Genomic DNA, 17,631 nt, shown 5'->3' on the forward strand with positions numbered 1-17,631 from the left:
CAGGAGGGGCTAGTTGACTTTTAGCCTCTTCTTACACTCTTATACCGCTTTTGCGTTCTATCTATTGGTCTTTTTCCTGTTATTCCTACCCCACTTTTTTGATCAAGATTAAAAGTGGGTGTCCACTGATTGCTGGAGCTTTGCCATCAGCTCGATATGAGAGAAGTTATAGTGGGAAAGTAATCACCTTCAAAAAACCAAGTGTCAAGTTTCCGAGAATTATGATAGAAGAAGCTCCTTAGGGTGATGAAATCGAGCGATCAGTAATAAAGTTATGAAAATTGTTTCCATCAATGTTTCCAAGAAGAGGGTTGTTGAATACAAAGGTGAGCCGGTCACCACCGGTATTTTTAAGAAACCGGTGAAAGGTAAAGTGCTTGTTAGTAAAGGCAATCTGGAAGGGGATGAACAGGCCGACCTAAAGCATCACGGCGGCGTTGATATGGCCGTTTATGCATTTGCCAGTGACCACTATGAATATTGGAAAGGAATTCTGGACAGAAGCGAATTACCTTATGGAGCTTTCGGTGAAAATTTAACGGTGACCGGGCTTATCGAAGAAAAGATTTTTATTGGTGACCGGTTTCGTGTGGGAGATTGCCTTCTGGAGGTGAGCCAGCCAAGAATCCCTTGCTTTAAGCTCAATATAGCATTAGACAGTGATAAGGCCGTTAAACTATTCAAAGAGTACTTCAACACAGGTGTATACTTCAGGGTACTTAAAGAAGGCTATATTGGGCAGGGAGATGAACTCAGGAAAGTAAAGGAGTTAACAGGCTCTATTAGCGTAAAGTCTGTGTTTAGGGCTCTATTTGACAAAGAGTATACGCGTAGCAAGCAGATTCTTGAAACTGCTTATCAATTACAATCCCTTTCTCAGGAGTGGCGAGAAAAAGCGAAAAAACGTTTAAAGCGGGTTAGTTAGCCCAATGCCCAGATTTTTTTAAATAATCCTCTTGTAAAATATCCTGGACCGGCAGCCGCTTTGCAGCAGTATTTTTACTTGCTTTACCAGGTGACTTGCTTATCTAACTGTTGCAGGTTTTCCTTTCCTATATCGCATCATTAGTTGCATTTTTTTAAATAAGTTCCCTGGGTAATATGGCTAATTAGGCTTGAGGTATGGCCAAGTGGATCGTGAAAAATTGTAAAGGGATCTTTCCATAGCAGTAGGAACCGTGTAAGTTTTTTCATATCGACATAAAAAATAAATAGAAAATTATTACAGTTAGGCTGTGTGAAGAAGGTATTGTAAATGGTTGAGCTTGTAATATTTAGTTCAATGATCAATCAGAAATTTAGCCTAAAGCCCTTTTGCCTATATATTCCTTATTTTCACTGCAGAGTTATTCCAGCTTGCTTGATTAAAAGATAAAACTATGGTGCAAGAACAGTAGATTTCACTTAATAATGGTGTTTGTATCACTTTGTGCGATACGTCATTCGTGATTTTTAATTAAATATTACCCTTTGGTTTGTGGATTTGGGTTTAGAGGAGGTGTTTCTAAAAATTAGGAAATTTATGACCAAATTTGAAAGACATTAAATTGAATTGAAAGTTAATTTCCAGATATTTAATAAAGATATAAAGGTAAGATTCTGTGAGTAGTCCAGTTAAAAATTCCAAAATACAGCCCCAAACCGATATTTCAGTCTGCAGCTTGATCACACAGCAAATGCTGGAAGCCCCTGATCGATTAGCCATTATCGATGGGAGAGCCAGTGTGAGTTTTAAGCGTCTGCTTCAACGGGCCAGTGCGATCTCAGCTGAACTTGAGATTCGTGGTATTAAGCCCGGATCTTTGGTTGGGGTATGCATGAGCCGCTCCTGGGAGCTTGTGGCAACTTTAATTGGCGTAATGCGAGCGGGGTGTGCCTATGTACCTTTAGACCCCGCCTACCCTCAAGGTCGCATTCGTTACATGCTGGAACACTCACGTGCTTTGGCGGCTATCGTGGATAATGATAGCTCTGCTGACCTATGTCGCGAAGTGGGTGAGTTAATCTGGCTCGACAAAGTGAGCGACCAAGGGGAGGAGATTTTAGATAGTCATGCCAGGCCATCAGCAAATGACTTGGCCTATGTTATCTATACCTCTGGTTCTACTGGCAAACCAAAAGGTGTTGCAGTTGAGCATCGGTGTATTGTGGCAATGTGTCACTCTATGGGTGAGTTGTTCAGTGAGAAGGAACTCCAGGGAGTATTCGCAGGGGCCTCAGTCTGTTTCGATACTTCTGTAATGGAAATATTTGGCACCTTGTCACTCGGGGGCACGGTAATACTGGGTAAGAATATACTTGATTTGCCAAACCATCCGGCAGCGGATCAAGTAAGAACCTGTGTATCTGTGGCATCGGCAATGCAGACATTACTAGCCACTGAAAAGTTACCCGAGGGGCTTCAGTGCCTGGTATTTGGTGGTGAGGCGTTAAAGCGATCCCTGGTTGAACAGGTTTATTCATTGAAACCTGGGCTGCGTGTATTCAATGCCTATGGCCCTACTGAGGATACGGTTTACTCAACAATTACCGAAGTTGAACCAGGCATCAAGGCGATTACGATTGGAAAATCAGTGCCAGGTTCCCGTGCGTATATTTTGAATGAGTCCATGCAACCGGTTTCTTCGGGTGAAGCCGGTGAGTTGTATCTGGCTGGAAGCAAACTGGCAAGAGGGTACTTATATGATGAAATTCTCACTAAGGAGCGTTTTATCGAGAGGGAATCTAGTGACCTTATCCCGGATCGCCGCTTGTACAGAACGGGAGACCTGTGTCAGTGGACGGAAAATGGTGAGATAGAATTTCTTGGTAGAGTTGATCAGCAGGTTAAGGTCAGGGGGTTCCGTATTGAGCTTGAGGAGATAGAGTCGACGCTTGAGACTATGCCGGGTATTGAATCTGCTGCAGCGGCCGCCGTAGATGGTGGCATTGGTCAGAAAATGCTTGCAGTCTACATTGTTAGCCGGGACAAAACGATAACAGATACAGCCGTTAAAGAGTTCCTGGCGCAGCGGCTTCCGAAATATATGGTTCCCCAAATCGTGAGGCACTTAGAAGCATTACCTGCGTTACCCAACGATAAGCTCGATCGCAAAAAGCTGATGAAACTAGAGGAGAGCTATGCTGGGTTGGGATCAAGTGTTGATACTGAGAACAGTTCCAGTGACTTGATGCAACGCCTGATCGGTTCCAGCTCAGAACAGCAAGCAATTTTACTGTCGATTATTCAAAGAGAGGTGGCCATACTCCTTAATTTTGCAGATCCAGAAGAAGTATTACCGGAACAATCTTTTTCTGGCCTCGGTCTCGACTCTCTCACAACCCTGGAATTGGCTCGGCGTTTGAGCAATAACCTGGGCCGTTCGGTTGCTTCCCAGGCGATTATGACTTACGCAACCCCAAATGCCCTGGCAAACCACATCCTTGGTAGTTTGAGTGATAATTCAGCTAAGGATTCGAATGAAAAAGTGAATCGTGCAGCATCGGATTCACTTGCCAGCTTCCAATCGCATATTCAGTCTAGCCATCCGACTTTCCAGGCTGCAAAAGCACCGTCCTGGTCTGCGCTGGATAAGAGTAAGCTGGTGCAAGAAGTCATGTATATGGTGAACGACCAGCGCCGAAACCCTTACAGTAAAGTGCTGCGCACAGGTAGTGCCACTCGGGGCACAGTGAGTGATGTTTACAATGATGAAGAGCAGGAAGCAATAATCTGGACAACCAATCTATATCTTGGTCTGAACCGGGATAAGGAAGTTATGGAGGAAGCCGCTTCCGCGGTAGCGAAGTTTGGCACTGGGATGGGTACTTCTGCCGCTGCGTCAGGTCTCACAGATCTCCACCTGGAGTTCGAGACTGAGTTTGCAGAGCTGGTAGGAAAACCGAGTGCATGCTTGTTCCCTACAGGGTATACCGCCAATGTTGGAGTGGTTGCAGGTCTTCTTGGTGAAGACGATGTGGTGGTTATAGACCAGCTTTGCCACGCATCTATTGTTGATGGTGCCCGTCTCTGTGGCGCAACAATCCGGACATTCAAGCATAATGATGCCGCCGACCTGGAGTCTGTGCTTGAGTCAGAAGTATCCCCATACCGTACGGTCCTCGTTGTTTTGGAAGGCGTATACAGCATGGGGGAGGGCGCCGCACCGGTAGCCAAAATTGTTCGTACAGCAAAGAAATATGATGCGCTCGTTTTGGTGGATGAGGCGCATTCCTTCGGATTCTATGGTGAACGTGGAGCGGGCATTTGTGCCGCGCAGGGAGTTACCGACCAGGTGGATTTCATTATGACGACGCTCAGTAAGGCGCTGGGCAGTCTTGGTGGCGTTATTGCCGCGAAGGAAGAGTATGTAGATCTTTTGAGGTCATCATCAAGAGCTTATATTTTCCAGGCTTCGATCAGCCCTGCAGATATTGCCGCGGCACTGACGGCTTTGCGGAGGCTTAGCACCGATGATGGCTTACGGGAGCGGCTCTGGGATACGACACGCTATATGCGGCAGCGGTTCGAACAAGCCGGCTATGATCTGGGGACAGGAGATGGGCCTATTGTTACGCCGCACTTTAGTAACAAAGATAAGCTGTTTGCAATAGTGCAGGAGTTATATAAACGCGGTGTCCAGACATCGGCGGTTACCTATCCCATAGTGGAGAGCGGGCGTGGCCGGCTCAGGCTTATTTGCTCAGCAGCCCATACGAAAGGGGATGTGGACAAGACCGTTGAAGCCCTGATCGAGGCGGAGCGGGAAGTTGATAACTTATTGGTTGCCACAAAAGAAAAAGCTATGGACCCGAGCATAGCGCAGTCCGAAGTGGAAGATTGGGCGAATAATTTCTCCAGCTATCTTAAACGATCATTAGCAGGAGGCTCAGCCCCAACTCCAAACCTGGCTATGTCTGTAAGTGTCACTGACCAGTCTGAGCCGGTAAGGATTTTGTACTACGACGGAAATGTGACCTTAAGTGATCATAAAATATCCGGTCTTCCTTCCTGCTCAATGCTCCTAAAAAGTAGTGATGCAGTTTCCGCCTTGCACTCCTCCGATGTACAAGGGTTACTGAAAAGCATCTGTGCAGGGAGTTGTGTTTTAAATGGTCAGGTGGAGGCATTTATTTGGTTTATCGCGCGCATGGTTGATCTGCGGCGGGGCTCAAACGAGTCAGCAGCTAGCCGGCTGCCTCATGAGCAAGTTGTCTGCTAGTTGAGTCGAAAATTAATCTGGATGATTGGCCCTAGCAAATACTGCGGGGCCTCTTTTGGATGCGTTATTGGCATCCATGCCCCATATGGCTCCAGGTGCAGTTGTAGCTTTGACATCTCACTCTTGAGGAAGCTTTCATGAGACGTAAGTTACTGATTTCTCACTTCTCCACTCTGGCTAAGTTTTGCCAACCCAGCTGAATTAGTAACAGGACCAATATTGCTGCGGCAGCAGTGATAAAAAATGGCAATCGAATATTCAATTCCATCGCTCCCCCACCGACCAGGGAAATCAGACTTGCTACCAGCGTAAAGCCCGCGGTGGCTATTCCCATTACCCAGCCCTGTTCAGTTTCATCGACGCTATTGGCAAATGTCTTCAAGAGGGCGGGGTAGGCGAGCCCAAAGCAGAGATAGGCAAAGAAAATGCTCAAGTAACAAAGCCAAATTTGATTACTGAATGCAAAGACTAAAGCGCTGCCTCCCATAACCAAGGCAGATAATTTGATAACCAATGGCTTGCTCCAGCGTGATAAGACTGGCTTAACCATAAACAGGCTGGATATCGCCACAGCAATGCCCATAGTCAGCATGGCCATGCTGGTCACCAGCAAGCCTGCCTGGAACCGGCTACTCAAGTAATTGGCGATAAAGATATAAAAGCTGAGATGTACCAGCATAAAGCAGAGGTAGGCGGGGCAAAGCCTGATTACCCCTGGGCGGTCTTTTAAATGTATGAACTGTGTAAAGAGATCCAGGAATCGCAGCTTGAGCTGCATCGGCGCCTTTCGGCTGTCATGGAAGAAGAGCAAGATTAGGCATAGGGTGACGGCGACAAGCACTTGCGCAAAGTAGAAGGGCAGTTGAATGCTGGCGATATTCCCCAGTAGTTCTCTATCTGCCAACAAGCCAGCCATGATAGGGCCGGCAACCGCGCCGGCACTCATGCCGGCCACTAGAAGACCCAGGTTCCTGGAGGCTTCCAGTTCTGTCTTGCTGGCATCAATCATTGCCGCCTGCGCTATAGGCTGGTTGCCTGCAGTGAATCCGCTGACCACTCGCCCCAGGATCAGGAGCCAGAGGCTGCTGTTAACCAGAGAGAGGATAGTTATTGCATAACCAACAAGAGCACCTATCAGGCATAGCACCATAGCATTCTTGCGCCCAATACTATCGGATAGCTTTGCGATATACACAGAGCCGACAAACCAAGCCAGAAAGAAACTACAGATAACGACGCCATAATATAGATGCCGTGTCGCCTGGGGCGTATCTGTAGGTAAGAACTGGAATTTTGTCGACATAACCAGTTCATTGATAATTGGAAAAAGGAGTCCCTGGCCCATTAGGTCAACAAATACCACAGCCAGCAGGGCTAAGCGGCACATTGAAGACATGATGGGGGCCTCGCTTCTTGTTCGGTTATCAATTCCAATAACTGAATCAAGATAGCAGTTGGGGTGCTTTGACAGGAGTATCTACTGGAGCGGTAGGGCGATTGCTACTTTGCTTTTTTCGGGTGTTGGTATGGTGGAATTGCGCTTCCTTGCGTATTTTACTGTCTGGATTATCGATCAGCAGAGTTGTCGCTGGTTTTGGCGGATTTCGATCATCCAGCTTTCGGATACACCAGCGCTTTCAGCGAAGCCCTCCCATTTATTCACGGCTGCTGCTACCTCTTCAACAATATCCATTGGCCGCTTGATGCTGATTGCCCTCCCTACGGCAAGCAAATCTTCTAATTGGAAATTGTCGCGCTTACCATTGATACTCATCTGATGTTGACTGGTCCACGCGCCCCCCGGATTGTGGGCGTAGGTTACATCGAATGCGGGCGACAGAGACCATTCGCCTTCGGGGCCCATCAGGAATGCAATGTTCTTTGTGTGATCATCTTGGTTCCTGGCTAAAACATTGAATACCATTCGGCGATATTGCTGAATTGCTTCATTCTTGGGCAAGTAGAGTTCACGCATAACGCTGAAGGCCTGCTCGTAAGAGTGGGCGCCAGCCATATTGAAATCCAGGTGCGCGATGCCGCAGAGAGATTGCATATGTAGCTTCTTGCCATTCACGCGATCGAAGCGCCGCGTCATGAAATGTGCCCGGCCGTTTTCTTCGAGAAGCTGGCAGTCTGTCATGTTAATACCGGCTTCCAAGGCCATAAGATGGTATGCGTACTCAATCCTCCCGTACCCATCGGTGGCGCCGAGTTCCAGATCCCCGGCACCATCAAATTTCAGCAGCCAGTAGTCGTAATCTTTCGGCGCGGGAACTTGGCCCGAACGTATATCCCCCTCGCTATTCATAGCAATCACCGCTTTTGCTCTGGCGCCTCCAGCGCTGGTACCCACTCTTAATATGTCCAGCAATGCCCCGGATTTCTCGGTATCACTCTTTCCAAGTTGGGCGTTCAGGTCAGTTTGCCTGTGGGTAATGGCTGCAGCTAGTTTTACCAGCTCCTCAATATTGAGATCGACAGAATCCTTAAAGCTGCCATCCACCGCGGGCTGAAATTCCAGCGCTCCCATACCACGGGTACCGGTATAGCAAAGCCGCTCAATGGGGTTAAAGCTTTCCGGAGTCCGCCCCTGCCGAGCGAGCCAGGCATCAATAACGGCATTACCGAATTTGTCGGGCAGACAGTCTGCAAGTAGCCCCGGCAGTCCCTTAAAGGTGTCCCGATTGAGTGTGCGGAACATATAGGGTTCTAATGGAGACTCGATAGGCATGGTAATAGGGGCAATATCCAGCCTGCGCTGTAAAAACTCTGGGGCATATTCAAAAGCACCATACCCGCTGTCGTCCCAATGGACAGCGCCAACTATTTCCCCCCACAGATGCACTACTGCAGTATTTGTTCGATTTACCATTCTGGCTTATCCCTCTTTTTAATGTTTCTTGCCGGGGTCTTGGGGGTGCCTTCATCAGCCCCCTCTTTAAGGGCTTTAGTGGCGCCAGAGGCTCTGGCTCTTTGCCGCTGCTTGCCATGCATAGCAAGTTGCATGGGACTAACAGTTGGAGCTGGGAGGAAAGCTTCCAGTGCATCCAGCCGTCGAAGCACTCTCAGTGCCGCAACCAGGCTGTCGAGCCTGCCGCGACCAGCCTCTAACCCTTTGATGGTGGAGGTAGATAAGCCGGCACGCTCAGCCATATCATCCTGGGTGAGGTTCATCCGCAAGCGGTACCCTCTGAGCCTGTTGCCCAGCGTATAGAGTATCTGTTTATCAGACTGTCCGTGGAAGGCCATTGTAGCTGTTATTCCATCTGTAAGTTACTAATCAGCTGTTTAATAGCTGCTTTTTGATCTATTAACACAAGTTAAAGTTATATGCTATTAGTAGTTAAAAATCCACCTTTTAACTAGCTTAAAATTAAATTATAGGTGGAAAAGCGGCTTTTATTCAGGGTAAAGGTCAATGCCAGGGGTAAAATCGATCTCGATACCTATGTTCATAATTAAAAGTCGGGGCAGCCTCTATCTATGGTTCTCCGAAGATCCTCGTGCAGGTGAAGGTGCTTGGGGCTACTTCAAGCTGTAGATCCTGGAAAGGGCTTTGAGCCTTACGAGATGCGTAAACAATGATGTCAAGGAGCTTAGTCTGTTCGCGCATTGTTCACCTGCAGCAACTCCTTCCTAAGAAGCGTTTAAGCTTAGAGGGTTTAACTATAACCTGACCTGGATGGTACTTGTGCACCGTATGAAAATTCAATCTGGAGTCAGCCAGGCAATATGTATCGATAAATAAATATTTAATTTTTAACTTAGAAGCCAATATTATTCGTGGGTATGTTATTCATCTGTAGAAGAAAATATTCTTCGAGTATAAAAATTCGAAGTTCCCAAGGCTATGAATAGCTTAGAAGATACTAAATAGATAGTTATTTTTATATATCAACTTGTGAACAATTTGTACTAAGTATGGTGGGTTCCCAGTCAAGTGGAGTTGGTTATAAAAATTTAGGGAAAAGAGTGAGTCTTCGAGTAAGCTTAATAGCCGCCTTGATAGAGACGAAGTAGAAAATATGGATGTGAAAAAAATGAAGTACGTACAGGAATACATTTTTTTAGTTTTGTTTTCCCTGTCATCCACTGTCAGTGCCATTGTTATCCGTGATGATATTGAAGATGAGAATTACCAAGTACCCACCTCAATACTGCCAGCATTGGCCGACTTTCCAGGAGAAGGGCACGGGGTCCTGATTTTTCCTCAGTGGGTTGTTACCGCGGCACATGTGACCTGTTCGAAACACCCTAAGGAGATCAATATTAATAGCCGGCCGCGTAAAATTGCGTCCGTATTCGTTCATTCTGGGCACAAAATGCTACCCGAAGCCCTTATCAAAGAGGCATTAGCTACAGGTGAAGGCATTAAGTTACAGGAATTCCTCGCAATGTCAGATGATATTGCGTTAATCAAGTTGGAAGAGCCAATCAATGATGTGGAGCCAATCCCTCTCTATCGTGGCAATGACGAACTTGGTAAGACTATCCAGTTAATCGGCAAGGGAAGCACGGGTAATGGTAAAGAGGGGCCAAAACCCAATAGCCCACATCGAACTTCTTTGCGTAGAGCCTTCAATGTTATCTCCAGTGTTGATATGCGCTGGATTTCCTACACATTTGATTCGCCAGCATCTGCTGTTTCACTTGAGGGTATGGCTGGCAATGGCGATAGTGGCAGCCCGGTTCTTATCGAGGAAGAACAAGGATGGCAGCTTGCTGGTCTTGTTGCTTGGGTTTCCAGCAACAGGGATTTGCGCACGTATCACGGTGGGCGTTATGGCGATAGAGGAAATAACGTTCGCATCTCTCACTATATAGACTGGATCGATAGTACTATATCTGCCGATGAGCAGGAGCGGAGTTTAGAGTCGGCCGAAGATAAATGATTGGTTCCTATGATAATGGGAAAAGGCCTGACGGTGATCTGAGGTTAGATTTGGAGTAAGTATAATGTATGAGATGTTAGTAGGCCTGGAAGTAAGTAATGATGATATTTACCAAGCGTATCGCGATGCGATGACGCCTATATTAGAAGCGTATGATGGCTCATTTGGATATGATTTCAGGGTGTCAGAGGTGTTGAAGTCTGAAAGCAGTTTGGAGATTAATCGCGTATTTACGATCAGGTTTCCAGCTGAAGAGATGATGAGCAAATTCTTCTCCGACCCTGAATACCGAACTATAAAGGAAAAGTACTTCGAGTTATCAGTGCAGAGCACTACGATTATAGCCGGTTATGAGAAGCATATTTAAAAGAGCAAAATAATTAATTTTACCTCGCAACACTTGGTATAGCTCAGTATATTAATGATTAAAGGATTAGCAATATAAGAGAGTTGGTCTTCAATGGATAAATAGACCAGCAAGCTGGAGATGCGGATAACTAGTAATTGTTCTGGTTGGAATAGTGCCATACAATTTTGGTGTTTGTTTAGTAATGTTGTTATTAAGTAAATGATAAATTTGTGAATTAGAGGATGGCCGGAGAGATCATGGAAGCAAATATTCAGTTAATTCAGCCGATAATAGCGCTAGTGATTTGGTCTCTGGTAATGTGGCTATGGATGTACGCTACGAGATTGCCAGCTATTGCCGCTATGAAAATGAAGTTAGATCCCGAGGCACCAGTTGGCACTCAAATGTCGAAACTTCCGCCAAGAGTTCGCTGGAAAGCGGATAATTACAATCATCTACTGGAGCAGCCTACTGTCTTCTATGCCATTGTGCTTTCTCTAACTTTCCTTGATGGAGTTACAGAGGTGAATGTTATTGCTTCTTGGCTGTATGTTGGATTGCGGATACTTCATAGTCTTGTCCAGGTCTTGTGGAATAAGATTGAAATTCGTTTTGTTATTTTCTTTTTATCCAATATTCCGTTATTCATTTTAGCTTTCAGCGCGGCAAAAATAGCATTCTAAAGGGAAAAGAAAAATAGGTGATTTGAACAACCCTTTTACTAAAGCCGTTTGCCGCTTCCGTTAGGTCATTATTTTTTCTGGTTGTATATAAAACGATCTATTTGGGTTGTGCTTACACTTTGGATAAACCATTTTAACCAATGAAGTGGTAAATAGTGTCAAAGGATATACTTAATTGAATTTTTCCGGTTAACTGTGGTGCTAAATATATACAGGTAAATTATATGATCGATGATAATGCAATTTCAGTCGGTGGTTGTTTATGTGGAGCTGTACGATACGAGGTGAAAGGGCCGCTGCGAAACGTAGTAAACTGTCATTGTAATATGTGTCAAAAGCTACATGGAAACTTTGGTCCCCACACAAAAGCTCGCAAAGTTAATATTAAGATAACAAAAGATGACGGGTTAGCTTGGTATAAAACATCAGACATTGCTCGCAGGGGGTTTTGCCGGGAGTGTGGCTCAGGGCTTTTTTGGGAGCCGTATGAGCTTGATGCAACTGGAATTATTGCTGGATCACTGGATGGCCCGACCGGGTTGAAAACCATGGGGCATATATTTGTCAGCGAAAAGTCTGATTTTTACGATATTGAGGATAAACATCCTCAGTTTCAACAGTCATCAAATGGCCAATTAGTTAACGACTATAAGTAGGCAGATATTGTAACTATGAATGATGTGGTTTAGTACTTTTACCGCACTACAAACTTTGTAGGATTATGCAAGGAAGCATTGGACTCCATAGAATACTTAATAGCAAACCTAATATAAGGGAGCTGCTACTATGACGACAGTAATTGATGTATGGGCTCAGCATCCAACAAAGCGTTTTCTTTCTGAGCCCTTTTTAGATACATTGAAGAGGTGGACACGACAAGACTTTGAAGAGTTGCCTCTGGAGTGGACATTGCTGGCGATGGAATCAGCGAATGTCTCCAAGGCGCTTATCTCTGCTTGGTATGGTCCTAGCGGAGCATTGATTAGTAATGAAGAAGTTCTTGCAATAACCTCGACTCACCCAGACAAATTTTCTGGGCTTGCCTCAGTTGATTTGAGAAACCCCATAGAGGCAGTTCAAGAGTTACGTAAATATGTCTGTGAGCATGACTTTAAGGGCTTGCGCATCGTGCAGTGGCTGTGGGAGCTTCCATGTACGCATCCCCTTTATTATCCACTGTATGCCGCTTGCGTTGAGCTGGATGTACCTGTTTGTTTGCAAGTTGGGCTCACAGGCCCCTTACGCAGTTCTGAATCCGGTCGCCCTATTCATATCGAAAGAGTAGCGCTTGACTTCCCAGATTTGAAGATAGTTTGTGGTCATATAGGTTATCCTTGGCATAACGAGATGATCGCTTTCGCCACCAAGTTTCCAAATGTGTATATAGATACTTCTGCATATAAACCTAAGCGATACCCCAAAGAGTTGGTTTCATTTATGAAGGCCCATGGCAGGAATAAAGTGATGTTTGGCACTAACTACCCGATGCTGACACCGGAAGCCTGCATGAAAGAGATGCATCTGTTGGAGCTGGATGAAGAGGTATCGGAGTTTTTTTTGTATAAGAATGCTGAGAGAGTTTTTAAGCTTTAGTCTGTCCGCTCTAATGACGTCGGCTTTTCAAGACTTCACCTGGCGGTAGCCTGCCTGGTTAGCGGGTCCCAACAGATGAAGCCATTGTAAGCAATCGTATAGTTTAGAATGCAAAAGTGATTTTATACTTTACTTTTATTTTCTATATATCACTATGCGGACCAAACACTTCATAAAATATCCTACCGGAATCAACTCCTAGTTCCATAAGTTGTTCCTTAATATTCTTCATGAAACCTGTTGGGCCGCATAAATAGAAATCGCCCTGGGTAATGGGCAGCTGTTCCCGGATAAAATCCAGATGCATAAGTCCGGAAAAGCTGTCTCCTTTAGCGCCTGAAGCATACCAGTAGTAGTGTTTTATGTTTGAATTGACTGAAGATAGTTCCGCAAGTCGTTCCTTGAACGAGTGTTGCTCTTCTTTCTCGCAGGCATGCAAGAACGTAATTTTCCTGCCTGGCTCTTTTTCATGTATGGATTCCAGCATGGAGAGCAAAGGAGTTAGGCCAACACCTGCAGAAATCAATACAATTGGCTTTATTGAATCTTTTAGAAAAAATGCGCCGCTTGGTGGGTAGGCCTCCAGGATATCCCCAACCTCCACAGTTTCATGTAAGTAAGAGGAGACAATACCATCTCTAGGCTGGCTTTCTCTTTTTACGCTGATTCTATAGGTTGCACTATTGGGTTTATCGGAGAGTGAATATTGACGGATCTCAAGGTATTCATGTTTTGGAGGTTTTACCCGAATTCCCAGGTATTGGCCAGGTTGATAATCAATTACACCATTTCCATCCTCTGGTCTTAAGAGAAAGCTGGTAACCAGCTCAGACTCTACGGTTTTATCCTCTACAATAAACTGCCTGGGGCCATGCCAGCCTCCGAAGGTATTTCTTGAGAAGTCATAGAGTTCATATTCTCGCTCTATTAATAACTTCGCAAATAGGTTATAAGCTCTTTGCCAAGCATCAATAACTTCTGAGGTGAATGTATCCGGCATAACCTCCACGAGAGTGGCAAGCAGATGGTCTCCTACGATTTCGTATTGCTCAGGCTGAATAAAATAGCTGGTATGCTTTTGAGCAACCCTCTCAATTAACGGATCCAGGACTGGGAGGTTGTCAATATTCCTTGAGAAAGTTGATATGGCACTGAAGAGGGCAAATGGCTGTTTACCACTTTCCTGATTGCTCATATTGAATATATTTTTTAACTCAGGATTGCAGGAGAACATTCTATTGTAGAAATACTTTGTGATATCTACGCCTGCACTATCGAGTACTGGACTTGTGGCTTTAACAATTTTGATTTCTCTAGATGTCAACATGATTTGCTCCTATATACATCTAACGGAAAATTTATCGTGGACAATCCGAAACAGAGGCATTAGTCCAATGCCTGTAAAAATTGCTGATAGTTGCGTTCAGCCAATAAGTGAGAAAGCGGCTACTTATTTCACCTCTAAAGAGAGGCTATATTGTGCGACGCAGCGGCTTATGTATCCGATTTTTATTAGTGTCGCGCTGATCACCATAAAGATATGGCCAGCGACTTGTGCCGGAAGGGAGAAATGGTGGGACATGGGGTAGCAGATAACGACAGTTACTATCAAAAAAGGAACTGACAGTAGAAGGGTCAGATTGCCAGCTTTGAGCAGAAGTTCGAAGCGTCTGCGCAGGACAGGGTTTTCAGTGTCGAGCATTTTTAACCTCTATGGCAATTTTGGTTTCGCTATATAACTAGCAAGCCCCATGCCAAAAATAAAAATGCTTATAAATCAATAATTTGAAGATTTTTTTCGGTTTTAACATGTCATTATGACTTGATAACTTTATGTGTCATAATGACCTCAATAGATCATATGGACCTATGCATGTATGACAGATATCAACGCCAATCTCCTGTTGGAAGTAGCATTGGATCTGGCTAATAGCCTGAACAACAGCGACCGCTTTGAACGCCTGCTCTCTACTATCCGCAAAGCCATCAAGTGTGATGCCGTGGCCCTATTGGGGTTAAATGAGAATGTACTTACCCCCCTGGCGGTACAAGGGCTTGCCAGAAGAACGCTTGGCCGCCGTTTTGTAGTCAATGAACATCCGCGCCTTGCCCAGATCTGTGCCTCAGAAAATCCAGTTCGCTTCCCATCAGATTGTGATTTGCCAGACCCTTTTGATGGCTTACTACTGGATAGGGAAGGGGACTTGCCGGTGCACTCTTGCATGGGTTTGCCCCTGTATTCTGATAACCACTTGGTGGGCTTGCTAACTCTCGATAGCATGGCTTCAGATGCTTATGGCCAAATTAGTGACAGAACCCTTGAGTTGATAGCAGCCCTTTCTGCAGCAACACTAAAAACAGCTTTGGAGTTAAAAGAGCTTTCCCTTTCTGCAGAACATGCAGAACAGTTGGTAAAAGAACTGACACAGGAGGCTTTTCTACGAGATGGTGGGGAGCTCATTGGAGAGAGCCAAGTCATGAAAGCCCTGCGCAGTGATATTGAGCTGGTAGCAGGTTCTGACTACAACGTCCTGATCCTTGGAGAGACAGGTGTCGGCAAGGAGTTAGTGGCTCGCACTGTACATAGGCTCTCTTCTCGCAGGGAAAAACCACTTGTTTACCTCAATTGCGCATCCTTAACGGAGACTCTGGCTGAGGCAGAGCTTTTTGGACATGCAAAGGGCGCTTTCACGGGGGCGGATCGCGAGCGGCCAGGTAAATTCCTTCTGGCGAACGGTGGAACTATTTTCCTTGATGAGGTGGGCGAGCTACCTTTAGCTGTACAGAGTAAATTGCTGAGGGTGCTGCAAAGCGGTGAAATCCAGCCGGTTGGTAAAGATACAGTCCAGCATGTCGATGTCAGGATAGTTGCCGCAACAAACCGGGAGCTGTTGAAGGAAATAGAAGACGGAGGTTTCAGGGCCGACTTGTATCACCGTCTTTCTGTATATCCACTGGAAGTTCCACCCTTATCACAAAGAGAGAATGATGTTCTGTTACTGGCGGATTACTTCCTGGAAAAGTCCCGTAGAAAGCTGGGCTTTCGTCAACTCAGATTGTCGGCAGAGGCCTCACGTAAATTAAAGCGTTATGGTTGGCCGGGGAATGTAAGGGAGTTGGAGCATATCATTAGTCGTGCAGCCTTGAAGGCCAGAAAGGGCTCCTCTCCGTCAGAGATTGTATCGTTAACCGCTGCGCATATAGAGATTCCTGACGATATCATGGCACAGCCAGAGTTTGAGAAACCGGCTCAACCACCGCTGGAAGTTGTGAATCTCAGGTCTGCGACCGAGGATTATCAGCGCGATCTTATAAAGCATACGCTGACTAACTGTGATGGGAATTGGAGTCGAGCTGCAAAATTGCTTTCTATGGATAGAGGAAATTTGGTTCGTCTTGCAAAACGATTAGGCGTCTATATTAAGAAAGAGGTTGTGGGCGGAAAGTGATGTTATGATTGCGTAATATAAATCTCACTTTTTTACAGTTAAGAGAAAGGCATGAATAAGGATATTACGTTTTCAATGGCTATTGGATTGCTAGCTTTATTAGTTGGCGTGGTGACCTTCATGTATAACTGGCTTATTGTCGGTGGTGGTTGGGAGTATTTTGGAGTCTTCCTATTTCCAGGGAATCTAATCTTATCTCTGTTCACAGAAGAAATAGATTTTTGGCCAAAGTTTGCTTTACAAATGAGTGGCCAGTTTTCAGTAATTTTTTCTGTTGCTTACTTGGCGAGGCGGGCTTTGAAGGAGGTCGTCAGCTAATAGAGTGCTCATAAGCTTTTTTTAAAGTTGAGTTGTTAGTGCTGCTAATTAAATAACGGTTTGAATTTTAACAGAATCTTTATTGTCTAATAGGGTTGGGTGAGAGCAAGTAAGTTACTCACCTTTTGCGAGTAATTATAAATCAATCCTATTCGGCGACACACAATATATCAAATAAGTGCCAGCTAAATCAAAAGATGGAAAGGGGTTGGTCTCTACATCTTTTATTAAGCTAGATGGTATTGTTGGCTTTCAAAAAGCGGGTATTTCTTGAGGAAAGCGTATCTGGGCATGACAAATTAAATATTTTGTGAATTCTTTTAAAGATATACTCCTATGCGCTCAAGTTAAAAAGACAATTACATTTTTAATGAGGATGAATGGCTGCAATGCTGTAGAGCTTTTGCTCCGCGAAGAGACGATTAACCCAAGTCATTGTAGTGCACACACTAGACGCAAATTTGCACCAATTTCCAAGTCTACACAGAACAGGCGGACTGGCCAAGCAGGTTATGTACTTTTATAGGAAACTATATCGGATAGATTCAAAAGCCGAAGGTGATAGCTAACTGCAAAGCAGTGATGTGATTTACGGCAAGAGGAGTCCAGGCCGATTGCGGCTATCCGTAAAACAGGCTAGATGAAAAGTAATCAAAGCTGCTACCCAAGTCTCCACTCAGTAAGGCCATAGAATACGGCCTAAAGCACTGGAAAGGACTTTATGAGCTTTTGAAGGGTGGCCGCATCGAAATCGAAACCAATTTCGACTGAATAAAAAATCAAACCCTTCGTAAGGTATCGAAAAAACTACCTGTAAGCATCTTCACTCGAAGGGGTTGATTCACTGTACTTACACTTTAGCTATTTTGCAAATAGCCAAGATCTACGGTATTGCTACATATAAGTATTATGTGGAGGTACTTGGAAAGTTCCACGCAATCAGTCTGTAGAGAGCTATGAAACATTACTACCCTGGAATTCTAGCCTAACAAAGTTGGGCTGGGAGAGTCGGATTGATATTTTCTGCTAACAATATAAACTATTGGCGACCCCCTTTCTTGCTAGGCATCCTTTGAATGTACCCTCAACCTTGTAATTCCTGAACTTCAAATACAATTTTATCCTGCGAGATGGTAAGATTGCTTG

The 17,631-nt window shown here is 45.1% G+C and carries 14 protein-coding genes; 10 read left to right on the forward strand and 4 right to left on the reverse strand.

The annotated features are described in order from the left end of the window. The first annotated feature begins 274 nt into the window (after positions 1-274). Both G367_RS0122165 and G367_RS0122170 read left to right on the forward strand, forming a co-directional pair. Positions 275-925 (forward strand): MOSC domain-containing protein, encoded by a 651-nt coding sequence (locus G367_RS0122165; RefSeq protein ID WP_020415367.1) that lies wholly within the window; start codon positions 275-277, stop codon positions 923-925. 676 nt (positions 926-1,601) lie between these two features. Further along, positions 1,602-5,201 carry an amino acid adenylation domain-containing protein gene (locus G367_RS0122170; RefSeq protein WP_020415368.1) on the forward strand — a complete coding sequence of 1,200 codons (3,600 nt, stop codon included), beginning with the start codon at positions 1,602-1,604 and terminating at the stop codon, positions 5,199-5,201. Between the two features lie 160 nt (positions 5,202-5,361). On the opposite strand, the gene G367_RS0122175 is transcribed toward G367_RS0122170, so the two are convergent. The 3 genes from G367_RS0122175 to G367_RS24695 all read right to left on the reverse strand — a co-directional run bounded on the left by G367_RS0122175 (position 5,362) and on the right by G367_RS24695 (position 8,450). Then, positions 5,362-6,597, reverse strand: coding sequence for an MFS transporter (locus G367_RS0122175; RefSeq protein ID WP_040629231.1), 1,236 nt, complete (start codon positions 6,595-6,597; stop codon positions 5,362-5,364). A gap of 177 nt (positions 6,598-6,774) precedes the next feature. After that, on the reverse strand, positions 6,775-8,073 hold the full coding sequence (locus G367_RS0122180) for a type II toxin-antitoxin system HipA family toxin (RefSeq protein ID WP_020415370.1): 1,299 nt from the start codon (positions 8,071-8,073) through the stop codon (positions 6,775-6,777). Further along, positions 8,067-8,450 (reverse strand): helix-turn-helix transcriptional regulator, encoded by a 384-nt coding sequence (locus tag G367_RS24695; RefSeq protein WP_020415371.1) that lies wholly within the window; start codon positions 8,448-8,450, stop codon positions 8,067-8,069. The genes G367_RS0122180 and G367_RS24695 overlap by 7 nt, the downstream gene beginning before the upstream one ends. Before the next feature lie 791 nt (positions 8,451-9,241). On the opposite strand from G367_RS24695, the gene G367_RS0122190 reads away from it, so the two are divergent. The 5 genes from G367_RS0122190 to G367_RS0122215 all read left to right on the forward strand — a co-directional run bounded on the left by G367_RS0122190 (position 9,242) and on the right by G367_RS0122215 (position 12,718). Beyond that, complete coding sequence (locus G367_RS0122190) at positions 9,242-10,093, forward strand: S1 family peptidase (protein WP_040629505.1); 852 nt, start codon at positions 9,242-9,244, stop codon at positions 10,091-10,093. 64 nt (positions 10,094-10,157) lie between these two features. Then, entirely contained in the window at positions 10,158-10,460 is a 303-nt protein-coding gene (locus tag G367_RS0122195; protein WP_020415373.1) for a DUF1330 domain-containing protein, read from the forward strand. A 239-nt stretch (positions 10,461-10,699) separates the two neighbouring features. Continuing rightward, positions 10,700-11,125: an MAPEG family protein gene (locus G367_RS0122205; RefSeq protein ID WP_020415375.1), complete on the forward strand. Its 426-nt coding sequence runs from the start codon at positions 10,700-10,702 to the stop codon at positions 11,123-11,125. Between the two features lie 224 nt (positions 11,126-11,349). Continuing rightward, positions 11,350-11,781 carry a GFA family protein gene (locus tag G367_RS0122210; RefSeq protein ID WP_020415376.1) on the forward strand — a complete coding sequence of 144 codons (432 nt, stop codon included), beginning with the start codon at positions 11,350-11,352 and terminating at the stop codon, positions 11,779-11,781. A gap of 130 nt (positions 11,782-11,911) precedes the next feature. Continuing rightward, positions 11,912-12,718 carry an amidohydrolase family protein gene (locus G367_RS0122215; protein ID WP_020415377.1) on the forward strand — a complete coding sequence of 269 codons (807 nt, stop codon included), beginning with the start codon at positions 11,912-11,914 and terminating at the stop codon, positions 12,716-12,718. Positions 12,719-12,860: 142 nt separating this feature from the next. Here G367_RS0122215 and hmpA read toward each other — a convergent pair whose 3' ends face one another. After that, the gene (hmpA, locus tag G367_RS0122220; protein ID WP_020415378.1) at positions 12,861-14,045 is read right to left on the reverse strand and encodes an NO-inducible flavohemoprotein; all 1,185 of its coding nucleotides are present in this window, start codon (positions 14,043-14,045) and stop codon (positions 12,861-12,863) included. 550 nt (positions 14,046-14,595) lie between these two features. On the opposite strand from hmpA, the gene norR reads away from it, so the two are divergent. The 3 genes from norR (at position 14,596) to G367_RS27215 (ending at position 17,256) form a co-directional block, all read left to right on the forward strand. Beyond that, positions 14,596-16,167 (forward strand): nitric oxide reductase transcriptional regulator NorR, encoded by a 1,572-nt coding sequence (norR, locus tag G367_RS0122230; protein WP_020415380.1) that lies wholly within the window; start codon positions 14,596-14,598, stop codon positions 16,165-16,167. Between the two features lie 51 nt (positions 16,168-16,218). Then, positions 16,219-16,485, forward strand: a complete 267-nt coding sequence (locus tag G367_RS0122235) for a hypothetical protein (RefSeq protein ID WP_020415381.1) — start codon at positions 16,219-16,221, stop codon at positions 16,483-16,485. A gap of 657 nt (positions 16,486-17,142) precedes the next feature. Continuing rightward, entirely contained in the window at positions 17,143-17,256 is a 114-nt protein-coding gene (locus G367_RS27215; protein WP_157533780.1) for an IS66 family transposase, read from the forward strand. Positions 17,257-17,631: the final 375 nt, after the last annotated feature.

The organism is Microbulbifer variabilis ATCC 700307, assembly GCF_000380565.1.
Lineage (GTDB): Bacteria > Pseudomonadota > Gammaproteobacteria > Pseudomonadales > Cellvibrionaceae > Microbulbifer > Microbulbifer variabilis.

What these genes read in the sequence shown, in the direction of transcription:
- G367_RS0122165 (WP_020415367.1), top strand. Translation starts at nt 275, where the DNA reads ATGAAAATTGTTTCCATCAATGTTTCCAAGAAGAGGGTTGTTGAATAC.
- G367_RS0122175 (WP_040629231.1), bottom strand. Translation starts at nt 6,597, where the DNA reads ATGTCTTCAATGTGCCGCTTAGCCCTGCTGGCTGTGGTATTTGTTGAC.
- G367_RS0122180 (WP_020415370.1), bottom strand. Translation starts at nt 8,073, where the DNA reads ATGGTAAATCGAACAAATACTGCAGTAGTGCATCTGTGGGGGGAAATA.
- G367_RS24695 (WP_020415371.1), bottom strand. Translation starts at nt 8,450, where the DNA reads ATGGCCTTCCACGGACAGTCTGATAAACAGATACTCTATACGCTGGGC.
- G367_RS0122190 (WP_040629505.1), top strand. Translation starts at nt 9,242, where the DNA reads ATGAAGTACGTACAGGAATACATTTTTTTAGTTTTGTTTTCCCTGTCA.
- G367_RS0122195 (WP_020415373.1), top strand. Translation starts at nt 10,158, where the DNA reads ATGTATGAGATGTTAGTAGGCCTGGAAGTAAGTAATGATGATATTTAC.
- G367_RS0122205 (WP_020415375.1), top strand. Translation starts at nt 10,700, where the DNA reads ATGGAAGCAAATATTCAGTTAATTCAGCCGATAATAGCGCTAGTGATT.
- G367_RS0122210 (WP_020415376.1), top strand. Translation starts at nt 11,350, where the DNA reads ATGATCGATGATAATGCAATTTCAGTCGGTGGTTGTTTATGTGGAGCT.
- G367_RS0122215 (WP_020415377.1), top strand. Translation starts at nt 11,912, where the DNA reads ATGACGACAGTAATTGATGTATGGGCTCAGCATCCAACAAAGCGTTTT.
- hmpA (WP_020415378.1), bottom strand. Translation starts at nt 14,045, where the DNA reads ATGTTGACATCTAGAGAAATCAAAATTGTTAAAGCCACAAGTCCAGTA.
- norR (WP_020415380.1), top strand. Translation starts at nt 14,596, where the DNA reads ATGACAGATATCAACGCCAATCTCCTGTTGGAAGTAGCATTGGATCTG.
- G367_RS0122235 (WP_020415381.1), top strand. Translation starts at nt 16,219, where the DNA reads ATGAATAAGGATATTACGTTTTCAATGGCTATTGGATTGCTAGCTTTA.